Origin of the sequence: Acetobacter sp. AC2005 (assembly GCF_037901235.1) — a bacterium.
In the GTDB taxonomy this organism is placed as follows: Bacteria; Pseudomonadota; Alphaproteobacteria; order Acetobacterales; family Acetobacteraceae; genus Acetobacter; species Acetobacter oryzoeni.
Map to the genome: position 1 here is coordinate 1 of NZ_CP149628.1, position 17,014 is coordinate 17,014.

Here is a 17,014-nt window from a genome sequence, read left to right on the forward strand (position 1 = left end):
TATATGGGGGATGTCAGCATGTGAAATAGTCATGGGTGTCACGTTGAACCCCAGATGCGAACAGGGGATCGGCGTTTTGAAAATCAGGCCTATCGGGCGTCAGGTCTGAACCTGCTGGTGGCAGCGGTTATCCTATGGAATACGCGCTATCTTCAGTCTTCCATCGTAACGCTCGGCATTTCCTATGACCTGGCGCGGCATATTGCACCCCTCGGTTGGGAGCATATCTCTCTGACAGGGGACTATCGCTGGAATGTCGATGAACAACCCGACGTCGACGCGTTACGACCGCTTCGGGTGCCTGCATCCCTGCTTGTCGCTTGAACCCCAATGCTGGCGGTTCTGTAGGTGTTCACCCTAAGCGTACGTAAAATACACTTTCGTGTCGTGACCCCGACATCGGTCTCCAGCAGGGACGCCGGCAGGCGCATGTTGAGGGCGGCCGCCTTGGGTTCGATCTCAAAGCGCATGGGCTTGAAACCGGACAGGTCATACCGGGTCAGATCGACGGTCGCGACGAAATCCTCGGCCGCTTCGTCACTGTGCAGCGAGGGCATGGACCTATTTTTGTAGCTCATACTGGTCGATCTCCTTCAGACTGCTTCGATTGGGCCTGGATAAGCCTTTACCAGCGGATCATGGGTCAGCAGAAGCAATCCTTCCACCGTGGCCTGTGCCACAAGGATCCGATCAAAGGGATCCCGATGCACATCTGGCAGTTGTCCGACTGCCAAGGCGTGCTGGCTGGTGATCGGTAACTCCTCATAACCGTTTTCGATCAGACCGCGTCGCAGCAGATGAGGATCGACCTGGAAGTCTGCCCGTCCCAGCCCGGTCTTAATGGTGATCTCCCAGAGACTGGCCGCACTGAAGACCAGATCATTGCCCGGATCTTCCATCAGGGTTCTCGCCCGTGCTGACAGCCTGTCAGGCTCTCCGGCTGCCCAGAGCAGCAGATGGGTATCCAGAAGAAGCCTCATGCCGGACCGTCGAACAGAGACACAATATCGTCCTGTCCCATGCGATCAAAATCTTCGGGCACCCGGATTTTTCCAGCAAGAAACCCCAGACGCCGTTGCTGTAACTCTTCAGGAGCCGTAATCGGGCTGACCCGCACCATCGGCCGGCCGGCTTTGGCAATGATGAAGCTTTCCCCTTTCATGGCCGCGTCAATCAGCCGGGACAGATGGGTCTTGGCTTCGTGGATGTTGACCGTGCGCATGGCGAAAGCCTCCTGAGTTTACTCAAAAAAAGACTTAGTCATATTAGTCTGGTCCATCAAGACAAATGTCGCCAGAACCACCTCAGGAAACGAAAAAAGCACACTCATCGCGTTCCTCGTTTACCGTCATACCCTTTCGGATGCGACATTGGCGGTCAGGAATGCCGCATAGCCCAGTTCGTCCATCTGACCTGCCGCCAGCGCGAGAACCGCATTTGCTGCATCTTCCTGGGCTGCCGTGAAACGATAGCCGTTCAGTTCCAGAAACAGCACACCGAGCACAAAGCCCGTACGCTTGTTCCCGTCGATGAAAGGATGGTTTTTGACGATACCCGCCGTATAGACGGCCGCCAGATGCACTGGATCCAGCGGATCCGCATAAGCCGCATGCTGCTGTGGCCGGGCAAGCGCGGATTTCAGAAGACCTGCATCCCGTACGCCGGAAGCGCCACCATGCACCCCCAACAGCCGATCATGCAGGATCAGGGTATCCCGTTCGTCTATCCAGACGAAGGCTGTCATTGAGCCAGAACATGCAGCGTATCACGGTAGCGCCGCATAATATCCTCAGCCTTTGTCATTTTGGTTTCGAAGTCAGGATCATAGGGTACGAGCCGATATCCGCCGTCAGGTGCTTCGGTCAGATACAGGGGCGCGCCGTCCTGGGTGTTCAACCGTGAAATCACTTCCTTGGGCAGCACCACCCCGAGTGAGTTCCCGAATTTTCGCACTTTCAGCTCGACCATAGTGATTCCCCCTAATGTTATTACTAATGTAATAACTTTTTGCGGTTTCAGCAACCACCATGCTCACCGGCCTGTCTAGCTCACAGTGATCAGCAGTCTTCCTTACGCGACGTTTCTGGGGCGACCGCCTTTCGCACCATTCCGGCGTGCAGCCGCCACCTTTGCCTGGCTGGCGGATGATCCGCCCACACGTCCCATCTGTGCTGCCATCCAGCTTCGGGAACCGTAGATACCGTGGATCATACCTTCGACCAGGACATCAGCATCAAGACGTGGCCAGTGAAGGCCATTCCCCAGCGGGGTGATCTCGATCTCGGCCAGATCATTCAGTGAAGCGCCGTGCAGATCCTGTAGCAGATCCACCGGCACGCTCATTTCAACACCGTTGGAGAGGGTGACATGAAGGGCGCGGCGCGCACGGATCAACCGGGCGGAGACCGCATGAGGAACTGTTGCTCGATGAAGCGTGTCTGCTTCACGAGCGGTTTGATAGTTCATGTCATTCGCCATGTATCGTCTCCCATGCTTCAGTCAGCATCTCAGCGTGGTCCTGCACGATGACAAGGGCTTCCTGTATGACCTTATCTTTCATGCCACCTGCCCATATCAGGCGGGCTTTCCTGCCAATTTCGATCACCGCTTCTCCATCCGCGTTTATAACGTGAACGTGCATTGGCACATGATCTGCCGTGTAAATCACGACACGAAATTCATTGATGCGTAGAAGCGTCGGCATAATGCACAATATCCCTAACGCTTGGGTTTTTCAATTAGAACCATCCCGCCGAAGGTCAGGAGCAGAATATCTGGACGGACGAACAGGAAATGGCCAGCCTATCAATCCCCGGCAAGGCCCGCAGAGCGCCCTGGGAGGCCGCACAAAGCGCAATTCCCGTTACTGCCCACCAAACCAGCCACCACACACGGGAACGCCTGTACGGCCATCCTGTGGCGTCTGACGGGTATGTTGCAACACGTGAGCTGCTGAATGATCGCCTGAACACCGGTGTGTCTTGAGCAGATTACGGTCTTGCCCGGTTCTTCTGGTGTTGCAGGCGTTGGGCGAGCGCGGAGCGGGAGCCTCGTAGGGCGCCGAAGGCGCCGACGCGGGAGAGGAAGGTGCTGATGGAGAGACGATGCGGGAACGCATCGTCAGATTATGATTTCGCGCCGTAGGCGTGTCTGCTTAGCGCAGCCCTGAAAGGGCGAGCAGGGGGATGCCGGGTGGGAGATCGCGCGAAGCGCGATCGGGGCGGCCGTAGGCCGCGAGCCGGCGGGGGCGGAGCCCCCAAGAGGCGGTGCTTGGGTTCATTTGGCTGAAAATTACAGAGAATGAAAAGTTATCCACAGGCTTAGAGTGTTAATTTATGTGTTAAAAGTAGTGTTAAGGGTTTTCCACAAAAACGTAACTGACTGAAAATAAAATACAAAAACAATGTTTTGGGGCAGCTTGCGTCAACGAAACCCCGAATCTAGTGACTCCAGAACCCCGAATCTGCGTCAACGAAACCCCGAATCTAGCTCTTGCGTCAATGAAACCCCGAACCTAAACTGATCGTCAATGAAACCCCGAATCAAAGCAACCCGTCAACGAAACCCCGAACTGGCAATTACCGTCAGTGAAACCCCGAATGTTGATGGACGTTCCGTTCTACTTCCGGAACGATATCCGATACCAGATCTTTTTATTTGTGATGTCCTTGATGCCATCCCCAAAGATGATATGGCCTCGATGGAACATCCAATTTTCTCGCTTGCCACTAAACCTGATCGACGCATTTTCCGATATGAGCACAATGGCAATACAGTTGAGATCGTTCCGAGCGTCAAAGGGCTCGCGACGATCCATGACAAGGATATCCTTATCTATTGCATTTCGCAGCTTATCGCGAAAATGAATCAAGGTGAGCAGCCAAATCGAACTCTCCACCTTACCGCACGCGATTTATTGGTGTGGACCAACCGTCAAACCGATGGTGATGGCTATAAGCGGCTTCGGAGCGCATTTGAGCGCTTAGCAGGCACACGGATCACCACCAACATCAAAGCTGATGGAGAAGAAATCACCGAAGGCTTTGGCCTTATCAATGAATGGCGAATTATCCGTAAGACCAATTCCGGACAAATGTCCGAAATTAAGGTAACGCTATCCGAATGGCTATTCAGAATGATCGAAGGCCGAAGTGTACTGACATTACATCGCGATTATTTCCGTTTACGCAAACCACTTGAACGGAGAATATACGAACTTGCACGCAAGCATTGTGGCGCTCAGGAAAAATGGGTTGTTTCTATAGAAATTTTACAGAAAAAAACTGGGGCCAGTAGCCATATTCGCGTATTTCGCTCAATGCTCCGTGACTTGGCAATCAATAACCACTTGCCTGATTATGCTGTCGAAATAAACAGCAACACAGTTACTTTCCGTAATCGGGAAACGATGGACACCGTCAAGGTAATAGAGCCAAAGCTCCAGAAACCATTTGTCGATCCCGAGGGTTTCCATGACGCTAGAGGAGTTGCTCCAGGATATGATGTCTACGCACTCTATGATGAATGGGTGTCATGGTGGAATGATAGTGGACAACCAGAGTTGCAAAACCCCAGTGCCGCATTTGTTGGATTCTGCCGCAACCGACACAAACGCAACCCTATACGCTAGACACAGCCTACGTGTATAATTGCATACGTGTATAAATGTATACTTAACCGCTAACGATCCGGCTTCGTCCTTTCTTCACAAACAGATCGTCCAGTGCTTCTCCAAGCAAACCCTGAACCGTCGTTCCCTCTTCGGCCGCGATAATACGAAGCTGGGTGCTGACTTCAGGAGAAAAATGCCCACCGATCAACTTGGTCCCCTTCCGACCATTCAGCGTAGGTTTACGGGATGATATATCTGGCTTCAGGGAAGGGGCTGGCATTGCCTCACCACTACCTTTGGCGCGATCAAGCATCGCTTGTAGCGTATTGCTTTTCGCCATCACACTACCTCCCGATTTTTGTATAATTGTATATCTGTATACTCGTATAAACGCTTGATTTCGTTTGCTGCTGGCCCATGTGCTTCGAATTCCTGCACAGCCTGTCCCGCCGCCTGTGCACGGAAAAATGCCTTGCGGTTTCCTACTGTCACCGGACAGACCGTTGCTCCCAATTCGGTCACGGCCTTAATGGCATCCCCTGTCTCCTGCCCTTGGGGGGGCACAAAAGTTAAAACGACAGCGAACGCTTTACCGAGCTGACGAACCACATCCAATGTGTGTGTCATACTCATTGTATCGAACACGGCCGTCTTCGTCGGAATGAGAACGAAGTCAGCATGCCGCGCCGCTTCATAAGCTACATCACGCGCAACAGCAGCTCCGTCGATAATCACAAGATCAGTACCCGCATCCGCGCAGGCTTTGAGCATTGCAGGCAAACGTATCGGCTGAATTGAAGCCACAGCCGGTGTATCGAGCTGGCGTACGTCTTTCCAGAAAGAGGCTGTCGCCTGTGGGTCCAAATCAATAATAGCAACAACCTTACCCGCTTGCTCAGCCGCGACAGCGAGACAGGTTGCAAGCGTCGTTTTTTCCGACACCGCCCTTCTGCGAAAGAACAGCAAGAACCTTCATGCTACACCTCTACACGTATAATCTTATACCTGTATACACTTTCTACGAGGGAAGAGAAGGCCTCATCTTATCTCTCTGCACAATGGCAGCAACAGTGTTCTTGTTGATTCCTAGATCACGGGCGATCCACCGATAACTCCGCTTTTCTGCCACCAGCGCCAGAACCTTCGGAGCCAGACGATCAGACTTTGGCCGCTGTCCTTTCTGTCGGCCGAGAACCTTCCCGCGCGCCCTGGCAGCGGCCAGACCAGACTTCACCCGCTCGCTGATCAGATCCCGCTCGAACTCCGCAATCCCGGCCAGAACCGTCGCCAGCATTCGTCCATGTGGTGTCGCCAGATCAAACGTCATTCCCGTTATAGCAATCAGGGAAACACGATAGCTCTCCAGTTCCTGAAGCGTGGAGATGAGATCAATGGTCGAGCGCCCCCAGCGGGACAGCTCCGTCACCAGAATGGCGTCAATTTCACGAGCCTGGGCCAGTGCCATGACCTTTCGACGCTCGGCCCGATCCACCCGGACGCCAGATCCTGTCTCCATGAAGATGCCAGACACTTCATAGCCCGCGCGTTCGGCAAACCGCTTCAGCTCGTCTTTCTGGCGCACGCATGACTGATCGGCCGTAGAAACCCGACAATAGATGACCGCGCGCTGTCCCATTTGAACCCTCCCGGAAAAACCACCATGCAGTCCTTGATACACCGTGGCTCCGGCTTGTCCCAATTAGACTATAGTCTGATTGGAACGAAATCTTTCCGTTCATTAAGAATTGCGTGTATTTTCAACTCAAATCTTGATTTGCGCAAAATATTTTGTTGTTACTTATTTAACAATATGTGTTTTTTGTTGCTTTTTTTGTTCTTACAACTTAAACATTGTCGGTAGTTTAAACGGAGCAAAATGCCAATTGCAGCATTTGCGCAAATCAGGGAGTTATGAAAATGAGTTCTCTCTATGGATATAATAATACTGTAACAGACAGTGGTAGCTACACATTATTTCCCGTAGGATGGGTTCTCGGAGTGGCTTCCGCAGGAGGAGCAGGAGTAACATTTACCGGAGATATTACCGATACATTATCGTTTGCACCTTCATTAGCAAGTGTAGCTAACCCCTATTTTGTTACGGCAAAAGACGGTGCAAACGTTACAGTTGATGTTTCATCAACCGTTCTTGCTGCCTTAACGGGATCTTCTTTTACCGCCAATGGTGGGACTATAAATATTACTGGAGATAACGCTATTTCTGCTCTAAGCGGAAATAGTTATACAATTGAGAACGGCGGCACCATAAATCTAGGAACGCTCTCAACATCAGAAATCAGTGCATTAGGCGGCTCAACTATCACCTTTGGTGATGGTGGCGGCACCTTGGTGATTACACCAGCTAGTGGTGTAACACTTTTAACTTTCAGTAATATTCACGGCTTTGGAAACACTGGATCTACTATAGAAATACCTGGATCTGGTAAAGTTACAAATGCAACATATGACAGCACTTCAAAGACAACAAGCATTACAACAGATAATGGGATTACTGTTAAAGTTTCTGGTGATTATACCATTTCCAATAACTCTCTGTATCAACAAGAAAGTGGTGGAAACCTGTACATCAGCGCTTCTCCGACCAATAGCTTAGAGCCCTTTTGGAAATTCGCTATGATAGGTTTTCAAGAGGTTTTGAGCGTGATTCAAAGGCAGGATGTGGACGCCAGCACAACGAGGCCGCATGGCCGGAATTACACGCAAGACGAAACGCTATCCGTCTGATCTGACAGATGAGGAATGGGAGCGCATAGCGCCTCTGATGCCCCCTGCGAACCGGCGTGGTCGGAAACGGACAACCGATTTCCGTGAGATCATCAATGCTCTGCGCTATCTCGTGCGCTCAGGCTGCGGTTGGGAGATGCTTCCGGTTCATTTTGGCCCATGGCAAACGGTTTACTGGTGGTTCCGCAGGCTGATGCGCCGTTTCCTGTTCCAGACCATTCATGATGTCTGTCTGATGCTCGATCGTGAAGCGGCAGGACGCGAAACCAGTCCATCGGGTGGTGTCATTGATAGCCAGAGTATCAAGGCACCCCACGCAAAGACACGTGGTTATGACGCAGGCAAGAAGATCGTCGGTCGGAAACGTCACATCGCAGTTGATACGGATGGCCGCCTTCTCCTGGTTCAGCTGACAACAGCCGATATTTCGGACAGTGCAGGAGGGCAGATGATCCTTGATGCCATTCGTAAACGCTGGCCTTGGGTGAAGCACCTGTTTGCCGATGGAGCCTATGACCGCCTCCAGTTGATGGATAAGGCCACTTTTCTCGACTTCACAGTCGAGATCATCCGGCGGTCAGAGACAGCAAAAGGGTTTGAAATCCTGCCGCGTCGGTGGGTTGTGGAACGGACCTTCGGTTGGATGATCCGCTGGCGTCGCCTTGTGAAGGACTACGAACAGCGGATCGACGTCGCAGAGGCCATGATCCACATCGCCATGGGAAGCCTCATGCTACGCCGAAACGCTCATCCGTGAATTTCCAAAAGGGCACTTAGGAACAAGTGCTGTCCTTGTCTGCTTCCTATCTGGCAGCATGATCCGTACATCGAAAGGTGATGTTGCAGTAGAAGATATCCAGATTGGCGATCAAGTCGTTACTTTTGACTGGCGAAACAATCAGGATGTCATTCGTCCAGTCATATGGACAGGCAAAGGACACTGCAAAGTACGATTTGACCTCCCCGACGATGAGGCAGGCTGGCCGGTCCGCGTAATCAAGAACGCGATCTCTGACGGCGTTCCCTATAAAGACATGCTGATTACTGCCGAACATTGCTTGTTCTTCAGAGACCGTTTTGTCCCCGTTCGTATGCTGGTCAATGGTGTGTCTATCTTCTATGACAAGTCCATTACTTCTTACGATTACTATCACGTAGAAACAGAACAGCATTCTGTCATCACCGCTGATGGCATGCTCACAGAAAGCTATCTTGATACCGGGAACCGTTCATCCTTCCGTCAGGAAGGCAAAATCGCAACTCTGCGCGGAGCGGTAAAGAACTGGGCCGATGATGCCGGTGCGCCATTGGGCGTGGAACGCTCCTTTGTAGAACCGCTCTTCCGGGCTCTGGAATGGCGTGAAAACAGTGTTGTGGGCACCAAGATCTCGACGACAAAAATCGAAACGACAACGGATCCTGACCTACATCTTATCACTCAGACAGGCGCTGTGATCCGTCCCATGCGTAAGACCGCGCATCACTACAGCTTCATGCTACCACCAAATACAGAGTCTGTGCGGATCGTCTCGCGTTCTACCCGTCCATCAGACGTGATTGGCCCGTTTGTCGATGATCGTCGCTATATGGGCGTGGCCGTAGCAGATGTGCAGCTTCAATGTGCCAAACAGCAGTTCGATATTACTTCTCACCTTCAGGACGAAAAACCTTCGGGTTGGCACGATACCGACTGGACGGACTGCGCATGGACCAATGGGAATGCTGAGCTCCCGTTAGGTGATCACCTGACACACGGTAAAATGGGCATTCTCTCCATGACTATCCGTGCCGCAGGCCCCTATCTGCTCAATACTCATCAGACTTCTGATGTGAAAAAACAGACCGCTTGATCCCTGTTAACAGAGCAGGTGAAAATCGGGGCTTTCTCCTTACCGGGAAAGCCCTTTTCTTATGAAAATTTATTTCTCATCAAATACTACTGTGCATCCGGCTTCACCGTAATCACACAAGACTTCGGGTGTCCGGCCTGGGTCGCTGCGATCTGACAGTCCTGGATCTTTGAGTGATTATCCTGCATCAGCTGATCCTCCCACATAAAACCGCTCCATTGCTTAGGCCGGGCATCCTTCATCATAGCTATTGCGGACTCCCACCGATCCTGCCCCCCAACAATGAACGAAGCCACACGCTCATCAAAATTCTTCCAGGTGGAGGGTTCGAAAAACCCGCTGGTTTTGAAACCAGCTCTGTGATTCCATTCGTCCGGTTCTGACTGAGGGAATGGCGGTATGAAGCAGACGGGATTTTTTGACGTTGAAGAGCGGCTTGCCCGCTTGAGCGGGCTTGGTGATCAGCTCGAAGCATTTTCCCGGACTGTGGATTTTGAAGTCTTCCGCCCTGACCTGGAGAAGGCTCTGGCGTATTCTGACGGCAGCAAAGGCGGACGACCGCCATTTGATCCTGTGCTGATGTTCAAGATCCTGGTGATCCAGACGCTCAACAATTTGTCTGATGAGCGGACGGAATATCTGATCAACGATCGCCTCTCCTTTATGCGTTTCCTTGGTCTGGGACTTTCAGATCGGGTGCCGGATGCCAAAACGGTCTGGCTGTGTCAAAAGCGTCTGACCCAGGCGGGTGCGATCGATGGGCTGTTCAACCGCTTTGATGCCACCCTGCGCAACGCCGGGTATTTGCCGATGTCAGGCCAGATCCTGGATGCCACGCTGGTAGCGGCTCCGAAGCAGCGGAACACCAATGCAGAGAAAGCCGATCTTCGGGAAGGACGTATTCCTGAAGACTGGCAGGACAAACCCGCAAAGCTGTCGCACAAGGATCGTCATGCGCGATGGACACTGAAGTTCACGAAGGCGAAGCGGCAGGATGATGGAACCATGCCATCCAGCGATCTCGCCATCCCGTTCTTTGGCTATAAATCGCAGGTATCGATAGCGGTGCCGGGTTTGATGCCATGGAGAAAGTCAGAGAAGCGCAGGCTTCGAAAACGTGCTTGTGGATCAGACCCGGTTCCCGGCATGCCGGGAACCGGGTCTATACTGTCAGGATGAACCAGGCCGGTTCGGGGCTAAAATCCCTGAGAGATCCGCCGATCGTCTCGTCTCCGTGAAGCATGAACCCGGCCCGGCCGCGCTGACGGGGCAAGAGTAACATGATTGTGGCGTCTGCTTTGAGTGAAGTTGATCGGCCACGAATGACACACCTGACTGTGACCGCAGCGTTGGTTCCCTCACCAGAAAGGATCGACCATGACATTCCGTACCATTGGTATTGATCTGGCCATTCGCGGAGATCACCTCGCTCAGATCTATGACGATGGCCGCCCTAATGGCCGTGCAATTCGTTTCAGGCATGATCAGCCCTCACTTGCCGCCTTTGTTCAGACTGCCGTGATGGGGCTGAGGGCGGATGACCACATTCAGGCCATCATGGAGCCAACCGGTATGAGCTGGTTTCCTGTTGCCCACCACCTTGCGGATGCTGGCGTCACCGTAGCCCGCGTCAAGGGAAAGCGGGTCAAGGCTCTACGCCGTTACCTTTCCGAACACGCCAAAACAGATATGGCTGATGCCCAGATCCTGGCGGCCATGCCATCATTTGGTGGACCACGCCTTGATCCAGTCCATATTCCGGATCCACGAAGCCACGCTCTTCAACGTCTGACCAAACAGAGAAGCCGCTTTCAGAACGAGATCGCGGATGCCAGGCGGCGTTTGCTTGATCTCATTCGTTGGGCATCCCCCAGGCTTGAAGCAGTCTTGCCCGACTTAGGAACGCGGCTCTCTTTGGCCCTGTTGCAGAAATGGTTTCACCCCTCGGATGTTTTGAAGGCGCGTCGTACGACGCTCGCCAAATATGTTGCAGCCCATGCGGGAGGGAACCATCCGCGCAGTGGGCCCTTTGTGGAAACGCTGATCACAGGGTTGCGTGAAGCGGCGCAATACGCTCAGGACCTTCATGGGACACACATTGATTTTTCGGAACTGCAGTTCGAGATCGCGATGGAAATTAAGAATGTTCTGGCGAAAATTCAGACTGTTGGAGATCTTGAGCGGCATATTGCTGACCTCTACAAACACCTCGACCCACAGGGTCTTGTGCTCAGTATTCCGGGTGTCGGCCGTCATCTCGCGCCGACCCTGATTGGTATCTTGCAGAACATTGAGCGGTTTCATTCTGAAAAACATTTACGGGGTTTTTGTGGCCTGTTTCCCAGAAGGGCTGATAGTGGTGGTGTGGAGCGAGCGGGCCAGACCCTGACCCAGGGTGGCAATAACCGCATCAAACAAGCACTTTATCTTGCTGCTGATACGGCACGAAAAACAGATCCTGAACTGGCAGAACTTTATTGGAGGCTGATGACAGTGAAAGGTCATCATCACAAACAGGCTTTATGGGGTCGTTTGCGGGAGGGGGCGAAATCCTACGCTAAGCTGAGAACGCGCTTCCCATAATCCCTGAGCTCGCCCTTCGGTCCGACATATCTGTATAGAGTGACGCGCTCGATCCCGAGTTCCTTGCACAGATCGGAAACAGACGTGTCGCGCTGCGCCATGGCGGCCTGGGCGAGACGCACCTGTGCTTTGGTCAGGGCGAATTTTCGCCCTCCCTTTCGTCCGCGCGCTCTGGCTGCGGCAAGGCCAGCCATGGTGCGCTCGCGGATCAGATCCCGCTCGAACTCGGCCAGAGTGGCAAAGATACCGAACACCATGCGGCCGGATGCGGTTGTGGTGTCGATCTGAGCGCCTTTTCCGGTCAGCACACGCAGGCCGATCCTGCGGTCTGACAGATCCTTCACGGTGTTGACCAGGTGGGCGAGCGAGCGCCCGAGGCGATCGAGTTTCCAGACCACCAGCACATCGCCGTCGCGCAAGGATTTGAGGCATGCAGCTAAGCCGGGCCGATCATCGCGGCTACCGGATGCACGATCATCATAAATATTACCTGGCTCGATACCGGCGGCACGCAGGGCGTCGTGCTGGAGGTCGAGGGATTGGGAACCATCGGCTTTGGAGACGCGGGCATATCCGATCAGCATGTTTCTTAAACGTTGGTTTGAAGCGGTGACGAACATGAGCACATAAGCTTGCACTATTGTGTATCTTAACCAGCATCGCAATCAAACTATCTCAAACCTTACCTTGGAAAGAATAAGGAGCATGTATGCCGCGTCGCGTGACCCTGACCGATCGACAGCGCGAGGCGCTGTTTCACTTACCGGTCGATCAAGGTGATCTGCTGCGGCACTATACCCTTAGCGATGAGGATCTCGGGCATATCCGCCAGCGCCGGCGCGCCCACAACCGTTTCGGCTTCGCGCTGCAACTGTGCGTCCTGCGCTACCCGGGCCGGGTACTCACCCCTGGCGAGCTGATCCCGGCACAGGTATCGGATTTCATCGCGGCCCAGCTCGGGCTGAGCCGTGACGATCTACTCCTCTATGCCGCGCGCGAGGAGACCCGGCATGAGCATCTGGCGGACCTACGCCGGATCTACGGCTATCGCTCCTTTTCGGGGCGGGGCGCACGGGATTTGCGCGATTGGATCGCTCGGGAAGCCGAGGCGGCGACATCGAATGAGGATCTTGCCCGTCGCTTCGTTGCAGAGTGTCGCCGCACCCGCACAATCCTTCCCGGTTTCTCAACGATTGAGCGCCTTTGTGCCGATGCACTGGTCAAGGCCGAACGCAGGATCGAAGATCGTATCGCCCATCGCATAACACCAGCCCTGAGCGAGAATTTGGCTCATCTGTTAGAGAATACGGTGGATGGTCGCATCACCCGCTTCGTATGGCTGCGACAGTTCGAAGTTGGCGCAAATTCGGCGGCGGCCAATCGGCTGATGGATCGACTGGAATATCTCCACAAGTTCGATCTTCCGGCAGATTTGCTGGACGGCGTTCCCGCGCATCGTGTGACCCGCCTTCGCCGGCAGGGCGAGCGCTATTACGCCGACGGCATGCGCGATCTGCCCGAAGGCAGGCGGCTTGCAATCCTCGCTGTCTGCACCATGGAATGGCGGTCATCTCTGGCTGATGTCATCGTGGAGACCCACGATCGCATCGTAGGCCGTCTCTATCGGGTCTCCGAACGCCTTTGCAGCACCAAGATCGCCGACGAAAAGGCGGCCGTTCGGGACACGCTGAAGTCTTTTGCTGAAATCGGTGGTGCTTTGCTTGGAGCGCAGGACGATGGCGCATCCCTGGACGGGATAATCACCACCGGTCCAGGCTGGGAACGGTTCAGAACCCTTGTCGCCACGGCCTCTGCGTTGACCAATGTGCTCGCTGCCGACCCGCTCAGCCGTGTGCTGGACGGCTATCATCGCTTCCGCCTCTATGCGCCCAGGATGCTGCGCCTGCTCGACATGCAGGCGGCGCCGATTGCCAAGCCTCTTCTGACGGCTATCGCGCTGCTACAGAGCGGGATCAAATCCGATCCTCCTATGGATTTTCTACGTCCCAACTCCAAATGGCATCGCCATCTTCGCGCTGCGCCCGCCGGCGACTACCGACTTTGGGAAATCGCGGTGCTGTTCCATATCCGCGACGCTTTCCGGTCCGGCGACATATGGCTGGCAAAATCGCGCCGCTATGGCGACCTCAAGCAGATCCTGGTCCCGCCACAGGCGATAGAGCAGACCGCGCGGTTCGCTGTGCCGCTGCAACCCGGCGAATGGCTTGCCGAGCGCAGGGCTCGACTGGATACACAACTGAAGGCGCTTGGCCGCGCGGCGCGAACCGGTACGATCCCAGGCGGCATCATCGAGAACGGCAAGCTGCACATCGACAAGCTGAAGGCTGACACACCCGAAGGCACTGAGGATCTCGTACTCGATCTCTATCAACAGCTCCCGTCCACGAGGATCACCGATTTGTTGCTGGAAGTCGATGAGCGAACCGGATTCTCCGAGGCTTTCACGCATCTGCGCACTGGCGTGCCTTGCCGCGACCAGATCGGCCTGATGAACGTGTTGTTGGCGGAAGGCGTCAATCTTGGTCTACGCAAGATGGCAGCGGCGACCAATACGCACAGCTTCTGGGAATTGCTGCGGATCGCACGCTGGCATGTCGAAGGCAGCGCCTATGATCGGGCGCTCGCCATGATCGTGGAAGCCCATGCCGCTCTGCCTATGTCCGCCTTCTGGGGACAAGGGAAATCCGCATCCAGCGACGGGCAGTTCTTCCTTGCTACCGAGCAGGGCGAAGCGATGAATCTGATCAACGCGAAATATGGCAACGTCCCAGGCCTCAAGGGATACAGCCATGTGTCCGATCAATATGCACCCTTCGCTACCCAGGTCATCCCGGCAACGGTCAGCGAGGCACCTTATATACTCGATGGGCTGCTCATGAATGACGCAGGCCGCCGCGTCCGCCAGCATTTTGCCGACACGGGTGGCTTTACCGATCATGTGTTCGCCGCCAGCTCCTTGCTCGGCTACAGGTTCGCACCGCGTATCCGAGATCTCTCTCAGAAAAGACTCTATGCCTTCACGCCCAACGCGACGCCCGCCAATGTGCGAGCGCTGGTTGGCGGCAAAATCAATGAACCGCTCATCGAGCGCAACTGGCCCGACATCCTGCGCGTCACGGCAACGATCGCAGCGGGCATCGTCGCCCCCAGCCAGATTCTTCGCAAGCTCGCTTCCTACCCGCGCCAGAATGAGCTGGCCCTCGCATTGCGGGAGATCGGTCGCATCGAGCGCACCCTGTTCATGATCGACTGGATTCTCGACGCCGGTCTCCAGCGCCAGGCTCAGATCGGTCTCAACAAGGGCGAGGCCCATCATGCCCTCAAGCGCGCCATCAGCTTCCATCGTCGAGGTGAGATACGCGACCGCTCAGGCGAAGGGCAGCACTATCGTATTGCCGGCATGAACCTGCTCGCCGCCATCATCATCTTCTGGAACACCATGAAACTCGGGGAGGTCGTGGACAGACGCGCCGTGGACGGCATCATCATCCCGCCTGATCTCCTCGCCCATGTCTCACCGCTGGGATGGGAACACATCAACCTCACCGGCGAATATCGCTGGCCTAAATCCTTAGCGTAGGATTTCGCCCCCTCCCGCAAACGACCCCTAATTGGCCTCAAGAAGCAGTTTACGACTTATCAGCTACAGCAAGCCCATGCTTTGCGCTCAGTCTACTCCTGGCGCCTTCTAGAGCTTCTTACACGCTACAAAACTACCGGGTGGGCCGAATACAGCGTGGAAGACTTTGCAGCCTCTATGAACGCCACAGAGAAACAAAAATCAGACTTCGGAAAAATACGAACGAAAATTATTCAGCCCGCCGTGAAAGAGCTGATTGAGAAAGATAACTGGGAGATAAAATGGCGACCGATTAAAGCTGGTAGACGGGTTGCTAAGATACGATTTGACTTCAAGCAGAGTGATCAGGGCAAACTTTTCTGATGCCTCTCCCAGAGACAAAACATCTCGATACCGATGCACACAAACAAAAGTTTGTATAAGTGCGCCCTTCTTAGAAAGGATCATTTTTACCAAGCCCTCGCACCAAGTGGGTGCAATGGTCTGTCAAAATTTTGTCCCCACCTGTGACCCTGTTATGACCCTGATTGTCCCCGATCATGTCCCCGGGTTTGTCCCCGGGCTTGTCCCCGGGCTTGTCCCCTCTGTCCCCGCTCAACTTTCTAACCCTGTCTCTTTTGCACCTTCTTTCGTATCCTTTCCTCTACGAGGCCAACATAAACGGATATCCGATGACAGGTTCTGACAGACCATTGCATTCGTATGCGGCAGACCATTTGATTACTTTCGACGCCATCGAGGCCGCACGTGATCCTGAAGTGCAAACTGCATTGCTTGAAATGGCGCGAGAAGACGGTTCAGAAGTCGGCATAATGCACGCACTAAATGTCATCACCGAAGCTAAAAGGCGATGCTCCACGACCGAGAAAACGGGCAGAAGCTAAACCTTTCAATCACACTCAATTTTGCATGCACTGATAGTGCTGCCGGATCAGCCAGCTACGCTATGCAGCAAGTTTAAGGGGAGGTTTGACATCCGCTTCTAAGGCTTTTGCACGGGCTTTTTTTCCGAGGCTACGGCTTATTGCAACACGCTTCCCGTAAACTATTCCCTGCTCTTCTGGACGAATATGGCGTCGGCCAGCCTGAATAGGGCTGATGCCTTTCATGCAGTAACGGGCAACACCCATAACACCATAGATTTCTTTTATATTAATACAGCCGCCCAAGTCTTTTATTGGTCCAACAATATTCTCAATCCACTTTGGAAGTTTTTTCTCAAATTCTTCGCGCAATTCTTCCGGCATATAGAGGCACCAGTGGAAATGCTTACCTCCTTTAGATTCGGCTACCCATGTGTAGATAGCAGGACCGTAAGGGGCTTTTCCTTTCCGCACAGCCTTTACTGATTGATATCGGAACCACCGGTTAAACCTATCGCTAACTAGTCGCTGCATAGCGTAGCTGGCTGATCCGGCAGCACTATCAGTGCATGCAAAATTGAGTGTGATTGAAAGGTTTAGCTTCTGCCCGTTTTCTCGGTCGTGGAGCATCGCCTTTAGATAAGCCGTTGCCTGTTTTCCGCTAATATATCGGCTACCCACCACTCTTCGATCACCCTATTTTGTCGCTGTTTGGGTTCCTTATACTAAATAAGGTGTCTGAGTGCTTCTGCTTTTGTTT

General features: G+C 53.8%; 20 protein-coding genes and 4 pseudogenes. 11 read left to right on the forward strand and 13 right to left on the reverse strand.

The features are described from left to right. Nucleotides 1-66 precede the first annotated feature (66 nt). A pseudogene (locus QQM41_RS14930) lies at nt 67-324 on the forward strand (Tn3 family transposase); the annotation flags it as partial. Here QQM41_RS14930 and QQM41_RS14935 read toward each other — a convergent pair. The 7 genes from QQM41_RS14935 to QQM41_RS14965 all read right to left on the reverse strand — a co-directional run bounded on the left by QQM41_RS14935 (nt 243) and on the right by QQM41_RS14965 (nt 2,704). Further along, nucleotides 243-578, reverse strand: coding sequence for a CopG family antitoxin (locus tag QQM41_RS14935; RefSeq protein WP_339078286.1), 336 nt, complete (start codon nt 576-578; stop codon nt 243-245). The pseudogene QQM41_RS14930 and the gene QQM41_RS14935 overlap by 82 nt on opposite strands. A 15-nt stretch (nt 579-593) precedes the next feature. Continuing rightward, a complete protein-coding gene (locus QQM41_RS14940) occupies nt 594-980 on the reverse strand; it encodes a type II toxin-antitoxin system VapC family toxin (RefSeq protein WP_006560454.1) in 387 nt (128 codons plus the stop codon). Further along, nucleotides 977-1,222 (reverse strand): type II toxin-antitoxin system Phd/YefM family antitoxin, encoded by a 246-nt coding sequence (locus QQM41_RS14945; protein ID WP_006560453.1) that lies wholly within the window; start codon nt 1,220-1,222, stop codon nt 977-979. The genes QQM41_RS14940 and QQM41_RS14945 overlap by 4 nt, the downstream gene beginning before the upstream one ends. 126 nt (nt 1,223-1,348) lie before the next feature. Then, complete coding sequence (locus QQM41_RS14950; protein ID WP_010665988.1) at nt 1,349-1,744, reverse strand: type II toxin-antitoxin system death-on-curing family toxin; 396 nt, start codon at nt 1,742-1,744, stop codon at nt 1,349-1,351. Continuing rightward, a complete protein-coding gene (locus tag QQM41_RS14955; protein WP_019088712.1) occupies nt 1,741-1,968 on the reverse strand; it encodes an AbrB/MazE/SpoVT family DNA-binding domain-containing protein in 228 nt (75 codons plus the stop codon). The genes QQM41_RS14950 and QQM41_RS14955 overlap by 4 nt, the downstream gene beginning before the upstream one ends. A 102-nt stretch (nt 1,969-2,070) precedes the next feature. Further along, nucleotides 2,071-2,478 carry a DUF2442 domain-containing protein gene (locus QQM41_RS14960; RefSeq protein WP_006560442.1) on the reverse strand — a complete coding sequence of 136 codons (408 nt, stop codon included), beginning with the start codon at nt 2,476-2,478 and terminating at the stop codon, nt 2,071-2,073. Beyond that, nucleotides 2,468-2,704 carry a DUF4160 domain-containing protein gene (locus QQM41_RS14965; protein ID WP_339078296.1) on the reverse strand — a complete coding sequence of 79 codons (237 nt, stop codon included), beginning with the start codon at nt 2,702-2,704 and terminating at the stop codon, nt 2,468-2,470. The genes QQM41_RS14960 and QQM41_RS14965 overlap by 11 nt, the downstream gene beginning before the upstream one ends. A gap of 89 nt (nt 2,705-2,793) precedes the next feature. Between QQM41_RS14965 and QQM41_RS14970 the strand changes: the two genes are divergently transcribed. Together QQM41_RS14970 and QQM41_RS14975 are read left to right on the forward strand one after the other, a co-directional pair. Further along, on the forward strand, nt 2,794-2,985 hold the full coding sequence (locus QQM41_RS14970; RefSeq protein WP_006560440.1) for a hypothetical protein: 192 nt from the start codon (nt 2,794-2,796) through the stop codon (nt 2,983-2,985). A 544-nt stretch (nt 2,986-3,529) separates the two neighbouring features. Continuing rightward, nucleotides 3,530-4,630: a replication initiator protein A gene (locus tag QQM41_RS14975; RefSeq protein WP_339078287.1), complete on the forward strand. Its 1,101-nt coding sequence runs from the start codon at nt 3,530-3,532 to the stop codon at nt 4,628-4,630. A gap of 43 nt (nt 4,631-4,673) precedes the next feature. Here the strand turns inward: QQM41_RS14975 and QQM41_RS14980 are convergent, their stop codons facing one another. The 3 genes and pseudogenes from QQM41_RS14980 to QQM41_RS14990 all read right to left on the reverse strand — a co-directional run bounded on the left by QQM41_RS14980 (nt 4,674) and on the right by QQM41_RS14990 (nt 6,248). Then, complete coding sequence (locus QQM41_RS14980) at nt 4,674-4,952, reverse strand: ribbon-helix-helix domain-containing protein (protein WP_238527069.1); 279 nt, start codon at nt 4,950-4,952, stop codon at nt 4,674-4,676. Continuing rightward, nucleotides 4,952-5,588, reverse strand: a pseudogene (locus QQM41_RS14985) (AAA family ATPase). The gene QQM41_RS14980 and the pseudogene QQM41_RS14985 overlap by 1 nt, the downstream one beginning before the upstream one ends. A 42-nt stretch (nt 5,589-5,630) precedes the next feature. Next, nucleotides 5,631-6,248, reverse strand: coding sequence for a recombinase family protein (locus QQM41_RS14990; RefSeq protein WP_006559417.1), 618 nt, complete (start codon nt 6,246-6,248; stop codon nt 5,631-5,633). A 281-nt stretch (nt 6,249-6,529) separates the two neighbouring features. Between QQM41_RS14990 and QQM41_RS14995 the strand changes: the two genes are divergently transcribed. The 3 genes and pseudogenes from QQM41_RS14995 to QQM41_RS15005 form a co-directional block, all read left to right on the forward strand. Next, nucleotides 6,530-7,357 carry a hypothetical protein gene (locus tag QQM41_RS14995; protein WP_339078288.1) on the forward strand — a complete coding sequence of 276 codons (828 nt, stop codon included), beginning with the start codon at nt 6,530-6,532 and terminating at the stop codon, nt 7,355-7,357. After that, complete coding sequence (locus tag QQM41_RS15000; protein WP_011251455.1) at nt 7,290-8,114, forward strand: IS5-like element IS12528 family transposase; 825 nt, start codon at nt 7,290-7,292, stop codon at nt 8,112-8,114. Before QQM41_RS14995 ends, QQM41_RS15000 begins: the two co-directional genes overlap by 68 nt. Before the next feature lie 34 nt (nt 8,115-8,148). Then, nucleotides 8,149-9,207 (forward strand): annotated as a pseudogene (locus QQM41_RS15005) (Hint domain-containing protein); the annotation flags it as partial. A gap of 86 nt (nt 9,208-9,293) precedes the next feature. Here the strand turns inward: QQM41_RS15005 and QQM41_RS15010 are convergent. Then, nucleotides 9,294-9,503, reverse strand: coding sequence for a DUF6118 family protein (locus QQM41_RS15010; RefSeq protein ID WP_339078289.1), 210 nt, complete (start codon nt 9,501-9,503; stop codon nt 9,294-9,296). Between the two features lie 103 nt (nt 9,504-9,606). Between QQM41_RS15010 and QQM41_RS15015 the strand changes: the two are divergent. Beyond that, a pseudogene (locus QQM41_RS15015) lies at nt 9,607-10,269 on the forward strand (transposase); the annotation flags it as partial. Nucleotides 10,270-10,584: 315 nt separating this feature from the next. Further along, nucleotides 10,585-11,790, forward strand: coding sequence for an IS110 family transposase (locus QQM41_RS15020; RefSeq protein ID WP_339078255.1), 1,206 nt, complete (start codon nt 10,585-10,587; stop codon nt 11,788-11,790). On the opposite strand, the gene QQM41_RS15025 is transcribed toward QQM41_RS15020, so the two are convergent. Continuing rightward, nucleotides 11,760-12,374: a recombinase family protein gene (locus tag QQM41_RS15025; protein ID WP_010512305.1), complete on the reverse strand. Its 615-nt coding sequence runs from the start codon at nt 12,372-12,374 to the stop codon at nt 11,760-11,762. The genes QQM41_RS15020 and QQM41_RS15025 overlap by 31 nt on opposite strands. A 125-nt stretch (nt 12,375-12,499) precedes the next feature. Between QQM41_RS15025 and QQM41_RS15030 the strand changes: the two genes are divergently transcribed. From QQM41_RS15030 to QQM41_RS15040, 3 genes are all read left to right on the forward strand, one after another. Continuing rightward, nucleotides 12,500-15,391: a Tn3 family transposase gene (locus tag QQM41_RS15030; RefSeq protein WP_061507276.1), complete on the forward strand. Its 2,892-nt coding sequence runs from the start codon at nt 12,500-12,502 to the stop codon at nt 15,389-15,391. A gap of 156 nt (nt 15,392-15,547) precedes the next feature. Then, entirely contained in the window at nt 15,548-15,754 is a 207-nt protein-coding gene (locus tag QQM41_RS15035; protein ID WP_339078294.1) for a replication initiation protein, read from the forward strand. A gap of 308 nt (nt 15,755-16,062) precedes the next feature. Continuing rightward, nucleotides 16,063-16,275: a hypothetical protein gene (locus tag QQM41_RS15040; RefSeq protein ID WP_339078293.1), complete on the forward strand. Its 213-nt coding sequence runs from the start codon at nt 16,063-16,065 to the stop codon at nt 16,273-16,275. A gap of 60 nt (nt 16,276-16,335) precedes the next feature. Here QQM41_RS15040 and QQM41_RS15045 read toward each other — a convergent pair whose 3' ends face one another. Further along, nucleotides 16,336-16,638, reverse strand: a complete 303-nt coding sequence (locus QQM41_RS15045) for a hypothetical protein (RefSeq protein WP_339078292.1) — start codon at nt 16,636-16,638, stop codon at nt 16,336-16,338. Between the last annotated feature and the right edge of the window lie 376 nt (nt 16,639-17,014).